Consider the following 13,860-nt stretch of genomic DNA (forward strand, 5'->3'; position numbering starts at 1 on the left):
GGGGGCAAGATTACCGGCCCAGGGTATCGAGGACGCGCGCGGCCAGCCCGGAATCGGCGCCGTCGAACCAATGGATCCGCTGGTCGCGCCGGAACCAGGAGCGTTGCCGCCGGACGAAGCGCCGCGTCGCCTGCGCGGTCGCCGCGGCGGCCGCGTCGAAGTCGCCTTCGCCGTCCAGCTCGGCGAGCACATGCTGGTAGCCGAGCGCCCGCGCCGCCGTCTTCCCTTCGCGCAGGCCGCGCTTCTCCAGCTCGCGCACCTCGTCGACGAGCCCGGCGGCGAACATCCGCCGGACGCGCTCGTCGACGCGCTCGTCGAGTTCCGCGGGCTCGCGGTCGACGCCGATCAGGACGGCGCCGTAGCGGGCGGGCCCCGGCTCGGGCAGGTTCGCCGAGAACGGCTCGCCGGTGATCTCGATGACCTCGAGGGCGCGCACGATCCGCCGGGTGTTGGTCGGCAGGATCGCGGCCGCGGCCACCGGATCGCGGTCCCCCAGCCGGGTGTACAACGCGGCCGTGCCGAGCTCCGCCGCCTCCGCGTCCAGTCGCGCGCGCACCGCCGGGTCGGTGCCCGGGAACCGCAGGTCGTCGAGCACGGCCTGGACGTACAGGCCGGACCCGCCGGCCAGCACCGGCACCCGGCCCGCGGCGAGCAGCCGCTCGATTTCGGCGCGGGCCTCGCGCTGGTAGACGGCGACGGACGCGGTCTCGGTCACCTCCAGCACGTCGAGCAGGTGGTGCGGGACGCCACGGCGTTCGGCCTCGGTGGCCTTGGCGGTGCCGATGTCCATGCCCCGGTAGAGCTGCATGGCGTCGGCGTTGACGACCTCCCCGCCGAGTTCGCGGGCCAGCTCCACGGCCAGCGCGGTCTTGCCGGTGGCCGTCGGGCCGACGACCGCGACGGGGCTGTTCACGGCGGTCGACGATACCGGCGGCCCGATCGAGAGCGTCCACCGGAAGTAGGATCACGAGCTTCAGGTGGCTCATCCAGTACCACGGTGCGCGCTGAGCTGCTTGAATGCCGCGTGGGGCCGTAGCATCCGAGCACGGCCCGTGACGACCGCATTACCCGGCCCCGCTCCACGGCGGGGCGCCCGCGCGAGCGGGCGTACAGGCGATAAGGAGCCTGCGATGGCCCAGGAGAACACTTCCACCGGTACCCCGGCCCCGCACCCGGTGCCGCACGCGCTGCACGCCGGGCACGCCGCCCCGCCCGTGCCGCCCGCCGAGCCCACCCCCGCGACCTGGGGCCGGATCGACGACGAGGGCACCGTCTACGTCATCACCGCGGAAGGGGAGCGCGCCGTCGGCGTCTGGCAGGCCGGCAGCCCCGACGAGGGCCTGGTGCACTACGCCCGCCGCTTCGACGACGTGCGCACCGAGGTCGAGCTGCTGGAGACCCGGCTGATCTCCGGCGCGGGCGACCCGAAGCACGCGCTGTCGAGCGCCACCCAGATCCGCGACGGCCTGCCCGAGGCGGCGGTGGTCGGCGACCTGGCCGCGCTCGCCGCGCGGCTGGAGTACGTCATCGCGCACGCCGAGAAGGCCCTGGCCAGCGCGAAGCAGGAGCGCGAGGCGGCCCGCGCGGCAGCGATCGCCCGGAAGCAGGAGCTGGCCGAGGAAGCGGAGAAGATCGCGGCCGAGTCCACCCAGTGGAAGGCGGCAGGCGACCGGCTGCGCACGATCCTCGACGAGTGGAAGACGGTCAAGGGCGTCGACCGCAAGACCGACGACGAGCTGTGGAAGCGGTTCTCGAAGGCCCGCGAGGCGTTCAACCGCCGCCGCGGGTCCCACTTCGCCGAGCTGGACAAGCAGCGCGCCTCGGCCAAGCAGCGCAAGGAGGAGCTGATCGCCGAAGCCGAAGCGATCAGCGAGTCCGAGGACTGGGGCGAGACGGCGGGCCGCTACAAGGACCTGATGACGGAGTGGAAGGCGGCGGGCCGGGCCCCGAAGGACAGCGACGAAGCGCTCTGGCAGCGCTTCCGCGCGGCCCAGGACAAGTTCTTCGCCCGCCGGTCGGCGGTGTTCTCCGAGCGCGACGCGGAGTTCGGCGCGAACGCGGCCCGCAAGGAAGAGCTCCTGATCGAGGCGGAGAAGATCGACGCGTCGGCCAACCTGGAGGCGGCGAAGAGCGCGTTGCGGCGCATCCAGGAGCAGTGGGACGAGATCGGCAAGGTGCCCCGCGAGCGCATCCGCGAGCTGGACGGCCGGCTGAAGGCGGTCCAGGACGCGGTCAAGTCGGCGGAGGACTCCCGCTGGCGGCGGACGGACCCGGAGGCCCAGGCCCGGGCGGCGCAGTTCCGGGAGCGGGTGGAGCAGTACGAGGCCCAGGCGGAGAAGGCACGCGCGGCCGGGGACGAGCGGCGGGCGAAGAAGGCCGACGAGCAGGCCGCCCAGTGGCGTGAGTGGCTGCAGGCCGCCGAGGCGGCGGTTGCGGATCGCTGAGGTTGTGGCGGCTGAGGTTTCAGGGTCGCTCAGGCTGAGGTTGCGGACCGCTGGAGTTGCGGATCGCTGAGTTTGGGTTTCGCGAAGGCCCTTCTTGCCAGCTGTTTTGGCTGGCGAGGAGGGCCTTCGTGGTTCTCCACAGGGTCGTCGTGTTGTGGGCAACGCGGCCGCCCCGGGGCGTTTTCGGCCGGTTTTGTCGGTCGGCGTCGATACGCTGGAAGCGGGGGCAGCCCCCAGGGAGGGCGGGTCCTGCGTGCCGCGGCCGTGCGAGCCAGCCGCGCAATCGCAGCCGTGCGAACGGGCCGCGCGAACGCCAACCGCGCAAGCCGCAGCCGCGCGAGCGGCCAGCGGCAGCCGCAGCCGCAGCCGACCGCGGTTACGGGCAACCGGTGCAAGCGGCGGCCGAGCGCGCAAGCGGCAACCGTGCAAGCCGCGGCCAAGCGCGCAAGCCAGCCCACCCGAAGGGGTTCGGTCACCGCCCCGACCGGGTATCACCGCGCGCCTTCCGCGTCCCCCGATGCTGGACTGCGGTCATGACCAGGACACCCCGCAGCGCCCGCCGGATCCTCTCCGCGCTGGTGATCAGCATCGCCCTCGCCGGGCTGACCCCCGCCGCCGCCGGAGCCGCGCCGGCCGCTGAGCTGAACCACGCCACCCAGGCCGGCAAAGGCAAGGTGAAGGTCGACGGGAAGCTCGGCAAGGACCACGTCAAGGTCAACGAGAAGGTCGACCTGAAAGGCAGCCTCAAGGTCCTCGACGCGCCCCGCTCCGAGGGGTCCGTCGAAACCGTCATCGTGCAGCAGCTGCAGGCCGGTGCCTGGGTGAACATCGCCGACACCACCTGCCGGCCGAACGGGGGCTTCTCCTTCACCCTCAGCTTCAGCCTGAGCGCCACCGTCTCGCTGCGGCTCTACCACCCCGAGACCACGCTCTACGCCGCCGCCTACTCGGCGAGCACCCTCACCCTGCGCGTCGGCTGAGCCCCGTCCCCACCGGTGCTCAAGACCGCGAGAACGCCGTCCGCATCCACTGCACCGCCAGGCAGATCATCGTGATGAAGGCGATGATCATGCCGATCCCGGGGCCGCCGCCCGCGGAGCCCGGGGCGTGGGACGACTGCTGCGACCAGATCGCCAGCAGCCCGTCCACCGAGGCGAACCAGCCGCCCGCCGCGCAGACCCAGGCCAGCCACCAGCGTCGCGTCACCAGGGCCAACGCCGACGCCAGGATGCCGACGCCCGTCGACGTCGCCGCGAACAGCTGCGGGATGCCGCCGCCCTCGCCGGCCAGTACGCGCCAGCCCGCGTGGTCGCCCACCCACGGCAGGATCTGGCAGATCAGCAGCACGAACGTGAACACCGCGATGGTGAACCCGCGGCGGCCCAGCTCCACCGTCCGGGACGCCCGCGCGCCCGCTTCGTCGATTTCGGCGGCCAGCTCGGCCAGCTCGCCGTTGCCACGCGGCTCAGTCACAGCGCACACCCACTCACCGGTTCGGGCTGGGCGGCGGGGGCTCCGAAGCCCGGCAGGCCCAGCGTCACACCGCTCGTCTTCGGCCGCAGCCCGGCCTCCGCGTTGTCGCCGGCCCGCGTCCGCCGGTGGGACAGCAGGTCGCCGTCGGCCACCAGGTGGTGCGGGGCGCCGTAGGTGACCACCGTCTCGACGACGTCACCCGGGCGGACCGCCCGGTCGACGGAAGCGCCGGTCGGCGTGAAGTGGACCAGCCGGCCGTCGCGGGCGCGGCCGCTCATCCGGTGCGTCTCGGCGTCCTTGCGGCCCTCGCCCTCGGCGACGAGCAGCTCGACGCGGCGGCCGACGATCTTCTTGTTCTCGTCCCAGGAGATTGCGTTCTGCAGGTCGACCAGGCGCTGGTAGCGCTCTTGCACGACCTCCTTCGGCAGCTGGCCGTCCATCGTCGCGGCCGGCGTGCCCGGGCGCTTGGAGTACTGGAAGGTGAACGCGCTGGAGAAGCGGGCCTGCTCGACGACGTCCAGGGTCGCCTGGAAGTCCTCCTCGGTCTCGCCGGGGAAGCCGACGATGATGTCGGTGGTGATCGCCGCGTCCGGCATGACCGCGCGGACCTCGTCGAGGATCTCCAGGAACCGCGCCGAGCGGTAGGACCGCTTCATCTCGCGCAGCACCCGGTCGGACCCGGACTGCAGCGGCATGTGCAGCTGGTGGCAGACGTTCGGCGTCGCGGCCATGGCGTCGATGACGTCGGAGCTGAACGCGGCCGGGTGCGGCGAGGTGAACCGGACGCGCTCGAGGCCGTCGATCGTGCCGCAGGCGCGCAGCAGCTTGCCGAACGCCAGCCGGTCGCCGAACTCGACGCCGTAGGAGTTCACGTTCTGGCCGAGAAGCGTGACTTCGAGCACGCCCTCGGCGACGAGCGCCTCGACCTCGGCGAGGATCTCGCCGGGCCGCCGGTCGCGTTCCTTGCCGCGCAGCGCCGGGACGATGCAGAAGGTGCAGGTGTTGTTGCACCCGACCGAAACGGACACCCAGCTCGCGTAGGACGACTCGCGACGCGCGGGCAGCGTCGAGGGGAAGGTTTCGAGCGACTCGAGGATCTCGACCTCGGCCTCGGCGTTGTGCCGGGCGCGCTCCAGCAGCGTGGGCAGCGACCCGATGTTGTGCGTCCCGAAGACGACGTCCACCCACGGCGCCCGCTTGACGATCTCCCCGCGGTCCTTCTGCGCGAGACACCCGCCGACGGCGATCTGCAGGTCCGGGTTCGCGACCTTGTCGGGGCGCAGGTGCCCGAGGGTGCCGTACAGCTTGTTGTCGGCGTTCTCCCGCACGGCGCAGGTGTTGAACACGATGAGGTCGGGCTTGCTCCCGGCGCCCACCGGGACGTACCCGGCGTCCTCGAGCTGCCCGGCGAGCCGCTCGGAGTCGTGCACGTTCATCTGGCAGCCGAAGGTGCGGATCTGGTACGCCCTGGGTGCCTGGTTCTCGGTCATCGTCTCTCAGGGTAACCCGCGCCTGACCAGGGCAAGCCGCCGCCCGCCCGGCCTGGGTCAGCGCACGTAGGTGCAGCCCGTCGCCAGCAGGGAGCCGTCGGCCCGCACCTGGTACGCCGTGCAGCTCGCCGTGGCCGGGCCCAGTGAGACCAGCAGCACGTCCAGGCCGACGAGCCGCCACCCGTACAGCGTGCCGATCCGGAACACGTACGGCGCGCCTTCGTCCGGGAAGCCGGCACACGTGGCCGGGATGATCAACGTGCTGAACTGGTTCAGCGGCTGTGTCGCGCTCGGGCAGCTCGTCGTGGTCGTGGCCTGGGCCGGAGGCGCCACCAGGCCGCACCACGTGGCGAATCCCAGTGAAACGACTGCCGTCAAGCGTCGCATTCTCATCCCGTTTCCCCCCTTCGATCCGCTGACGATATCCCGGTCGAGAGCGGCTCGAAATAAGACATCCGGGCGATGAGAATGACACACGGTGAAATTGTCAGCTTTTTGTCCCGAATCCCGCACCCGCCGCCCAGGCCGCCAATTCCGCGCGGACCGCCGCCAGCTGCGCCGCCGTCGGCGCGGCCGCCGGTTCCGCGATCAGCGCGTAGTGCAAGCCCGGTGTCGCCGCCAGCTGCAGCTTGTCTCCCACCCGGTTCACCGCAGCGGCGTCCGTCACCACCGTCGGCGTCATCCCCGCCGGGACGTGCAGTTCCGTCGGTGCTCCCGCCGCGGCGCCCTGCCAGACCAGCACGCCGTACCGCCCGGCGGCCGTCAGCGCAGCCGTGGCCGGGAGCGACGACGGCACCTGGTTCCACGTCAGCGTCTGGCTGCCGTCGCGGGACCGGTCCTCGTACGTGAACGCCAGCGTGTGGCCCGCCACCGCCGCCGGGTAGAGGCGGTCCAGGAGCCGTGCGTCCTGGCGGAGCTGGACCGTTCCGTCGTCCGCCGTGCGGGCCGAGGAGAAGTCCTCGCCGTTCCAGGCGTCGCCGTCCGTCTTGACCTTGTCCGGGTTGTCGTTCATCAGCTCGTGGTGGCGGCCGCTGTAGATGTCCCACTGCCACTGCGTCGCCGACAGCACCGGGCCCGACTCCGCCGGCTTGCGCCACCAGTTCGCGCCGGGCACCCGCGAGTCCAGGGCCTGGTACATCGCCTTGTCCACGGTCGGGGTCTTGTCGGAGGTGTAGCCGGTCATCGGGTGGCCGAATTCGGTGACGATCGCCGCCGTGCCCAGGGCCGTCGCGCGGTCGCGGACCGTGGCGAAGTTCGCGCTGTACTGGCCGTCGCCCGCCTTGCCCGGCATGAACACGCCCGACTGGGCCAGCTGGTCGTAGAAGTGCGTGTTGAACACGTATCGCGGGCCCATCGCGCCGGTGTCCTGGAAGCCGCCGGGGTGGAGCTGGAACGAGATGTTGGCGTTCCAGAACATGTTCGGCTCGACGAACGCCGGTTTGTCCTGCCAGCCGGCGGAATCCATCGCGTTGCGGAAGCGCTCGAAGAACGGCCACAGCACGTTCTGCTCCCACGCCTTGCTGTCCTGGCCCTGGTCGTACCGCCCGGCGAAGGGCTCGTTGTACGGGTCCATGCCCGCGATCCCCGCGAACTGCGCCGCACTCAGGTTGGTGCGCAGGTACGACATCGTCTGCACGGCCTGGCCGACGAACTCGTCCTGGACGCCGCGGGCGTTGTGCCAGAAGTCCTTCGTGGCGTCCTGGACCGCGCCGTTCTGCGTGATGTTCTGACCCCAGTGGGCGCAGATGCCGCAGCTTTCCGCCGGGTAGCCGCCGAGGTCGACCACCCACTTCGGCGCGCCGTCGCCGGTGTACCAGCTGCCGCGGTTGAACAGGTAACGGGAGAACAGGTCCTGGTGGAAGTCCGGCAGGACGGTGAAACCCTCGTCCAGGAACGCCTTCACCTGCTCGGTCAGCGCCGCCAGATACTGCGTGTTCACCGGGCCGCGCACCGGCTGCGTCCCGGCCCACGCGATCGGGAACCGCACGGCGTTCGCGCCGGTGAGCGCCCGCATCGCCTGCGCCGAGCGGCGCGCGTCGGCCGCACCGGCGAACGGCAGGAAACCGTTTTCTGCCAGCTTCGTCTCCCCCGAGACGTTGAAGCCGCGCAACACCACTTCGCGCCCGAATTCGTCGACGAACGCCGATCCCCGCACGGTCAGCCGGTGTGGCGGGACGTCTTCGGCGACGGCGGAGGCGGAGGCGACGACGCCGGAGGTCATCGCCAGGGCGGTGAGCAAAGCCACGAGCATGCGCATGATGGCGGCCCCAAACATGAAGGAGTTTCGCAAAAAGCTAGCGACCCGGCCCCGGGGCCGTCAAGGGCCGGGAGCCGCGATCAGGCCGCCTTCCGAAGCCATTGCTGGTTCGTGACCCCGGTGCACGGGTACTGCTTCACGGCGGCACCGTCGGCCGTGGACGCGGAAACGACGTCCAGGCACTTGCCGCTGTGGCGGGCCACCCACCGGACGTATCCGCCACTGACGGCCTGCGCCTGCCACTGCTGGTTCGCGCCCGAAGTGCACGCGCCCTGCACCGCCGCCGCGCCGTCCGCCGTCGAGCCGCCCGCGATGCCGAGGCACTCCCCGCTGTGCCGCGCGATCAGGGTGACGTAGCCGTCGCCGGTGTCGACCGCGCTCCACTGCTGGTTCCAGCCGTTGTTGCACGTGTACTGCGTCAGCGCCACGCCGTCGGTCCGGGACGAACCCGGGATGTCCGCGCACTTGCCGCTGTGGCGCGCCACCAGCGTCTCGTACGCGCTGCCGGTGCCGGAGCCGGTGACCACCCCGGTGGCCACGTCGATGCTCACCTTCGGGAACCAGCTCATCGACAACGTGGTGGCACTGGGGAAACTCAGCGGCAGCCACACGTACCGCGACTCGTTGACCGGACGCTGCCAGGCCCCCGCCCAGCGGTCGCCGAGGTAGAGGTAGGAGGTCGCCTGCGAACCCTGCACGGGCAGCACGTAGGCGGTCTGGCTGCCGTAGCCGGTGGCATCCCCGACGTTCGCCAGCCCGCTCCAGCCACCCGTGACACTGGTGGCCGTGGCGTACTTCTGCTGGTTCGGCTGCCAGCCCGTGGCGGCCGAAGTGACCATGAAGTAGACGCCGTTCCGCTTGAACATCGCCGGCGCCTCGCGGTACGAACCGGGCCACAGCGTCTGCACCAGCGCCGCGACACCGGTGTAGTCGGCGGTGAGCCGGTAGACGTTCAGGTCGGCGTTCTCGCGGGCCGCGGAAGCCATGTACGCGGTTCCGTCGTCGTCCTTGAACAGCGTGATGTCACGCGACATGTGGACGCCGAGCGGACGGAAGCTGCCGCGATAGGTGTACGTGCCGTCCACAGTGGACGAGGTGGCCACGGCCGCGCGCGCCTCGGCGTAGTCGTCCCCGTTCTCCTTGTGCATCCACATCACGTACTGCCCGGTCGAGCTGTTGTAGATGACCTTCGGCCGCTCGATCTTCGCCCGGCCCAGCTCGGCCGCCGAGGACTGCGTCAGCACGTCGTTGCGGAACTCCCACGTCTTCAGGTCGGCCGAGCGGTAGACCGAGACGGCGCGGAAGGTGTCGTCGGCGTTGCGGTTCTCGCCGAACCAGTAGTAGTACGCGCCCACCTTGAGCATCCCGCCGCCGTGGGCGTGCACCAGGGCACCGGCCGGGTCGGTGAACTGGCTGCCGTTGGTCACCGTCACCGGCGCGGCGGACGCGCCCGGCGCGCCGAGCAGCAGGGTGACCAGCACGAGCAGGGACAAGACCGTGCCACGTCGTCGTAGCATGACGGCTCCTTCGCAAGCCTGTCTGTTAGCGCTAACAGAACAACCGGAAGTTTAAGTGACACGGCAACCGGGCGGCAGGGCCGAACGTCGGACGGCGCGAGCGCAACGGCCGATTGACCCGGTCCGGCGGGACCGCTATGTTAGCGCTCACTTCGCGCTCCGCGGCCGCCCGTCGGCACCCCTTGGGAGAGCCGGTATGCCCGTTCGACTCTCGGCGACGACGCCCTCGTCGCACCTCGCCCGGCGGCACCGGCCGCTGACCGCGATCGTCACCGCCCTCGCGCGGGCGAGGGCGCGCCTCGTGAAGTAACGGCATTCGGGTGGGTGAATCGGGCCGATCGGCCGAACCGGATCCGCGTTCCCGCCGTAGTCCCCGCAGACGAGCCGACGACACGGAGGGACGACGACGTGGCGCGCGAAGGAACACTCATCGGTGAGCGGTACCGGCTGCTGGGGCCCGCGGGACAGGGCACGGCGGCCTCGGTCTGGCGCGCCCGGGACGAACGGCTCGACCGGCTGGTCGCCCTCCGGCCGCTGTTCGACGAGCCGGCGATCCCCTCGCCGAGGACGCCCGTCTGCGACGTCGTCGACGAGGACAGCACGACGTACCTGGTGCTCGAGTACCCGGCGTCGCGCACCCTCGCCGAGCTGCTCGACGAGCACGGCGTGCTGCCGCCCGAGCACGTCGCCCAGCTCGGTGCCCGGCTGGCGGCGGTGCTGGCGGCCGCGCACGACGACGGCGTGCTGCACCCCGCCGTCGATCCGGGTCGCGTGCTGATCGCCCCCGACGGCCACGCCGAACTCGCGACGAGCGCGAGCAGCCACGCGCCCGGCGGCGAGGCGTACCTCGCCCCGGAGGTGGCCGACGGCGGGTTCCCCGACTTCCCGGCCGAGGTGTTCTCCCTCGGCGCCACCCTGTACGCCGCGCTGGCGGGCCGTCCCCCGGCCGGCTCGGCGTTCGCCACGGGCGGGAGCACCGGCAGCCCGGTCGTCGAGGCCGTGCTGCGGCTGCTCCACCCGGACCCGGCGGCCCGGCCCACCATGGCCGCCGCCGAACACCTGCTCCGCAGCGTGGCGCCCCGCCGTCCGGTGGCGCAGCCGGAGGGCGGGGCGGAGCGGGTGCCCGCGGGCGACTACCGCTGCGTGTAGACGAAGCCGAGCTTGTCGACCTCGTCGCCGGCGCGCCCGTGGAAGCCGGCGATCTGCCAGCCCTCCGGTGCCGTCCGGGTCACGCAGTCCGACGTCGTCGAGCCGCCGGCGAGCGCGCGCCCGAGGTTGGTGGTGAACCGGGCCGAGAAGATCCGCGTCGTGCCGTTGTACTTGCCCTGGCACAGCGTCGCCGTGGTGACGTACTCGCCGCTGCCGAGCGTCAGCGACGCCGCCGTCCCGCCGGCGGCGCCGTGGGTGAGCGTGGTGCCGTTCTCCAGCGTGACCCCGACCTGGTCGACGCGGGACCCGCTGCGCAGCGAGAACGTCCGCGCCCGGGCGGCCGCGGGCACGGTGGCGACGTCGGTGAAGTAGTCGCCGTGCGGGCCGCCGAACTGCTCGGACAGCTGCAGCGCCGGGTTGCGGGTCCAGCTGAACCGCACGGTGATCGGGTCGTGGTCGGACAGCATCTTGCCCGCGCTGTCGAGGAACTTGGCGTGCTCGTTGTTGTAGAGCGTCGCGTCAAGGGAGACGAGCTTGCTGCCGCGGTAGAGCACCTTGTCGACGACCTCGCAGTCGTTGGTGACCGCCTGCTCGTCGCACACCAGCGCCGGGCTGCCCGGCGCCGGCGCGACCCCGCCGCGCACGAGCTTCACCCACGCGTCGGTCAGGCCGTTGTCCGCGGCGAACCCGGCGATCGTGTCGGCCGCGCGGGTGTAGCGCGTGTTCGTGTCGCCCATGACGACCACGGCGTTGCCCGCCGAGTGCGTCCGGATGAACGCGGTCAGCTGCGCCAGGTTGGACGCGCGCGAAGCCTCGTCGCCGTCGTTGGTCCCGGCGTTGGTGTGGGCGTTGTAGAAGTCGACGTACACGCCCTCGGCCAGCCGCACCCGCATGAAGGTGAAGCCCTTCGGGGTCAGGCAGTCCCCGGAGTCGACCTGGCAGGACGTCCAGTGGACGCGCTCGAAGTCGTCGGTGTCGTACGGCAGCGAGGACAGCGTGTTGAGCCCGCTGCCGATCCCGGCGCCCCCGCTGGTCGGCGTGCGGTACGGGTGCTGGTCGGCCGCGTAGAGCTTGGCGTGGTAGTTGAAGTCCTCCTCGACGTGCACGACGTCGTAGGGGCCGAGCCGCTGCCCGATCGCGGTCGTCGCGGGGTCGCGCGGCGTCGGCGCGCTCGAGATCCCCTCGGGCAGGCCGGCGACGTTGTAGCTCAGCACCGAGAAGCTGCCGCCGTCGGCGGCGTGCGCGGCGGCCGGGCTGACCACTGTGGACACTGCGGCGGCGAGCAGCAGTGCGGCCAGGCGTTTCTTCACGAGGACTCCCGCAGGATTCGGAGGGAAAGACCGGTGGGCGTGTAACGCGGAACCACCCGGTACCCCGGGCGGTCGACCTGGATGGCGGCGAACCGGCCGCGCAGCCGCCGCGCGCACAGCACCTCGACCTCGTGGGCCGGGCAGGAGCCGGGCGACCGGATCTCCAGGACGCTGCCGCGCTCGAGCGTGGCTTCGCCGCGGACCAGCAGCGCCGAGCCGGCGGTGACGGACAGCGTGCCGCCGGTCTGGTGGTAGCCGCCCACGCGCAGGCCGGACACGCGCAGCGCGCCACCGGCGAGTTCGACGTCGCCGGCGCCCAGCGCGGCCGGGGCCGCCGCGACCAGCGTGCCCGCCTCGATCCGGGTGCCACCGCGGTAGCTGTTGCCGCCGCTGAGGGTCAGCGTCCCGGTGCCCGCCTTGACGAGCCCGCCGTCGCCGCCGATGTCGTTGCGCCAGCTGTCGTTCGCGCAGAACCCGCCGCGCGCGGCGTCCATCGTGACGCGCACGCCGGTGTCGAACGCGCCGAAGCCGTCGGCCGCGGCGAACAGGTTCAGCCGTCCCCACAGCTCCGGGCCGTCGAGCAGCGGGTGCCCGGCCGGGAACGCCGTCGTGCGCAGGACTTCCCGCCGCTGCGCCGCGTCCAGGTACGGCAGACGCGTCTCGAGCAGCACCTCGGCGCCCTTCGGGACGCGCATCGCGGTCCGCGCGGCGCGGTCCGGCAGGCCGTAGGTGGCCCGGCGGGCGACCATCGCGGCGTTGGCCCGGCGGTCGCCGTATTCGTCGGCGCCGGTGTGCGCCCGGGCGAACAGCGTGTCGGCGGTCGTGCCGGTCTGCGCGGTGCAGTACTTCAGCGCCTGCTCGCGCGCGCCCGCCTTGAGCGCGGCGTTCTCCGGGTCGGCGAGGGTGGCGGCGGTGAGGGCGGTGGCCATGATGCGGCCGCCGATCACGTCCACCGGCGAGTGCATCCCGGCGACGATCCGCGTGTCCGCCAGGTCGTAGGCCCGCGCGACCAGTTCCTGGAACCGCTCCGGGACGGCGTAGGCCAGCGCGAGGCAGGCGAGGTGGAAGGCGTTGGTGTGCCCGCTCGGGAAACCGCCGTCGTCGACCGGGCTGGTGCTGCGCTGCCGCAGCAGCTGCGGCGCGACGACCACGTCGGACCGGTAGACCGGGTAGCCGAGCGCGTCGGTCTCGCCGGTGGGGACGACCCGGCTGTCGGCGGTCAGCCGCCACGGCCGCGGGTACTGGTAGGCGTACTTGCCCGGGTTGCCGGAGGCGAAGGTGCCGCGGACGGTGTCGACGAGCTGCGCCACCAGGCCGAGCTCGGAGTCGTGCGAACCGGCGCCGAGCGCCGAACCCACCGGCGCGTCCGCCGGAACGGCATCGTCGATCTTCGCCGGCGGCGTACCGTCGGGGGCGGTGGTGATGCTCGTGACGGCCAGCGCACCCCGGCGGTAGAGACCGGCAAGGGGCCCGAGGCCACCGATGGCGGCGTAGGACTGGTGCTGGCGGTCGTAGACGAAGGCGCGCTTGGCTTCGGCATCGGTCCGGGCGCGGGTGACGGCGACGCAGTGCCGGACGTTCGCGCGCAGCACGGCCGCGTCGATCACGACCCCACTGTCCCAAGTGGACCCGGTCCGCCAGAGCCGCTGCATCCCGGTCAGGATCCGCACGACGGCGTTGGTCTCCGGAGTGCGGTTCGCCGGAAGGTTGGTGCGGTAGGCATCGACGAACGCCGCCTCTTCCGCCCAGGCGGGCACACCCACCACGACAGGCACGGCGGCAACGGCGGGAACGAGAGCGGACCAGCGCAGGAAGGTCCGCCGGTCCAAGGGCGCGAGGCTCAAAGGGTTCTCCAGGGAAGGCGCCGGAAAAGCGCACGGTGAATCGCTGCGGGAATGATCAGCGCCGCGCCGGGCCGGGTCAAGGAGCGTCCGGACTAATTCGCCGGGCAGTAACCTGATCTTTTGCCCGGGGACCACGAATTCGACGAATTCACCCGCTTCGGGCCGTGGGGGCGGGGTATGGACGCGAGGCGTCCGTGGACGGCGACGCGCACCGGCACCCACCAGTGCGCGCCCAGCCCGCAGATCGCCCAGGGTGGTCGTGGCAACGAGCCGCTGCCAGCGGGCCGGTTTCGACAACCTCCGCCGAGGAGGCGGACGGCGAATCGGCCTTGCGGCGTGGGCGCAACCCCGGCTGTTCAACGGCCAGGCTGATGAT

The 13,860-nt window shown here is 72.1% G+C and carries 11 protein-coding genes; 3 read left to right on the forward strand and 8 right to left on the reverse strand.

Translation table 11 applies throughout. The features are described 5' to 3' along the window. Window positions 1–10: 10 nt before the first annotated feature. Entirely contained in the window at window positions 11–913 is a 903-nt protein-coding gene (gene miaA, locus AB0M93_RS23480; protein WP_364276306.1) for a tRNA (adenosine(37)-N6)-dimethylallyltransferase MiaA, read from the reverse strand. A 217-nt stretch (window positions 914–1,130) separates the two neighbouring features. On the opposite strand from miaA, the gene AB0M93_RS23485 reads away from it, so the two are divergent. Both AB0M93_RS23485 and AB0M93_RS23490 read left to right on the forward strand, forming a co-directional pair. Continuing rightward, entirely contained in the window at window positions 1,131–2,444 is a 1,314-nt protein-coding gene (locus tag AB0M93_RS23485; RefSeq protein WP_364276307.1) for a DUF349 domain-containing protein, read from the forward strand. A 533-nt stretch (window positions 2,445–2,977) separates the two neighbouring features. Then, window positions 2,978–3,424, forward strand: a complete 447-nt coding sequence (locus AB0M93_RS23490) for a hypothetical protein (protein ID WP_364276308.1) — start codon at window positions 2,978–2,980, stop codon at window positions 3,422–3,424. A 19-nt stretch (window positions 3,425–3,443) separates the two neighbouring features. On the opposite strand, the gene AB0M93_RS23495 is transcribed toward AB0M93_RS23490, so the two are convergent. The 5 genes from AB0M93_RS23495 to AB0M93_RS23515 form a co-directional block, all read right to left on the reverse strand. Further along, window positions 3,444–3,917: a hypothetical protein gene (locus tag AB0M93_RS23495; protein WP_364276309.1), complete on the reverse strand. Its 474-nt coding sequence runs from the start codon at window positions 3,915–3,917 to the stop codon at window positions 3,444–3,446. Continuing rightward, on the reverse strand, window positions 3,914–5,407 hold the full coding sequence (gene miaB, locus AB0M93_RS23500; protein ID WP_364276310.1) for a tRNA (N6-isopentenyl adenosine(37)-C2)-methylthiotransferase MiaB: 1,494 nt from the start codon (window positions 5,405–5,407) through the stop codon (window positions 3,914–3,916). The genes AB0M93_RS23495 and miaB overlap by 4 nt, the downstream gene beginning before the upstream one ends. A gap of 57 nt (window positions 5,408–5,464) precedes the next feature. Beyond that, on the reverse strand, window positions 5,465–5,785 hold the full coding sequence (locus AB0M93_RS23505; RefSeq protein ID WP_364276311.1) for a hypothetical protein: 321 nt from the start codon (window positions 5,783–5,785) through the stop codon (window positions 5,465–5,467). A gap of 109 nt (window positions 5,786–5,894) precedes the next feature. Next, a complete protein-coding gene (locus AB0M93_RS23510) occupies window positions 5,895–7,664 on the reverse strand; it encodes a cellulase family glycosylhydrolase (protein WP_364276312.1) in 1,770 nt (589 codons plus the stop codon). Window positions 7,665–7,744: 80 nt separating this feature from the next. Further along, the gene (locus tag AB0M93_RS23515) at window positions 7,745–9,181 is read right to left on the reverse strand and encodes an RICIN domain-containing protein (protein ID WP_364276313.1); all 1,437 of its coding nucleotides are present in this window, start codon (window positions 9,179–9,181) and stop codon (window positions 7,745–7,747) included. Between the two features lie 408 nt (window positions 9,182–9,589). Between AB0M93_RS23515 and AB0M93_RS23520 the strand changes: the two genes are divergently transcribed. Then, on the forward strand, window positions 9,590–10,330 hold the full coding sequence (locus tag AB0M93_RS23520; RefSeq protein ID WP_364276314.1) for a serine/threonine protein kinase: 741 nt from the start codon (window positions 9,590–9,592) through the stop codon (window positions 10,328–10,330). Here AB0M93_RS23520 and AB0M93_RS23525 read toward each other — a convergent pair. Together AB0M93_RS23525 and AB0M93_RS23530 are read right to left on the reverse strand one after the other, a co-directional pair. After that, complete coding sequence (locus tag AB0M93_RS23525) at window positions 10,315–11,640, reverse strand: jacalin-like lectin (protein WP_364276315.1); 1,326 nt, start codon at window positions 11,638–11,640, stop codon at window positions 10,315–10,317. The genes AB0M93_RS23520 and AB0M93_RS23525 overlap by 16 nt on opposite strands. Further along, complete coding sequence (locus AB0M93_RS23530; protein WP_364276316.1) at window positions 11,637–13,469, reverse strand: phosphatase PAP2 family protein; 1,833 nt, start codon at window positions 13,467–13,469, stop codon at window positions 11,637–11,639. Before AB0M93_RS23530 ends, AB0M93_RS23525 begins: the two co-directional genes overlap by 4 nt. Window positions 13,470–13,860 lie beyond the last annotated feature (391 nt).

It is taken from the genome of Amycolatopsis sp. NPDC051102 (assembly GCF_040682815.1).
GTDB lineage: Bacteria > Actinomycetota > Actinomycetes > Mycobacteriales > Pseudonocardiaceae > Amycolatopsis.

What these genes read in the sequence shown, in the direction of transcription:
- AB0M93_RS23485 (WP_364276307.1), top strand. Translation starts at nt 1,131, where the DNA reads ATGGCCCAGGAGAACACTTCCACCGGTACCCCGGCCCCGCACCCGGTG.
- miaB (WP_364276310.1), bottom strand. Translation starts at nt 5,407, where the DNA reads ATGACCGAGAACCAGGCACCCAGGGCGTACCAGATCCGCACCTTCGGC.
- AB0M93_RS23510 (WP_364276312.1), bottom strand. Translation starts at nt 7,664, where the DNA reads ATGCGCATGCTCGTGGCTTTGCTCACCGCCCTGGCGATGACCTCCGGC.
- AB0M93_RS23515 (WP_364276313.1), bottom strand. Translation starts at nt 9,181, where the DNA reads ATGCTACGACGACGTGGCACGGTCTTGTCCCTGCTCGTGCTGGTCACC.
- AB0M93_RS23490 (WP_364276308.1), top strand. Translation starts at nt 2,978, where the DNA reads ATGACCAGGACACCCCGCAGCGCCCGCCGGATCCTCTCCGCGCTGGTG.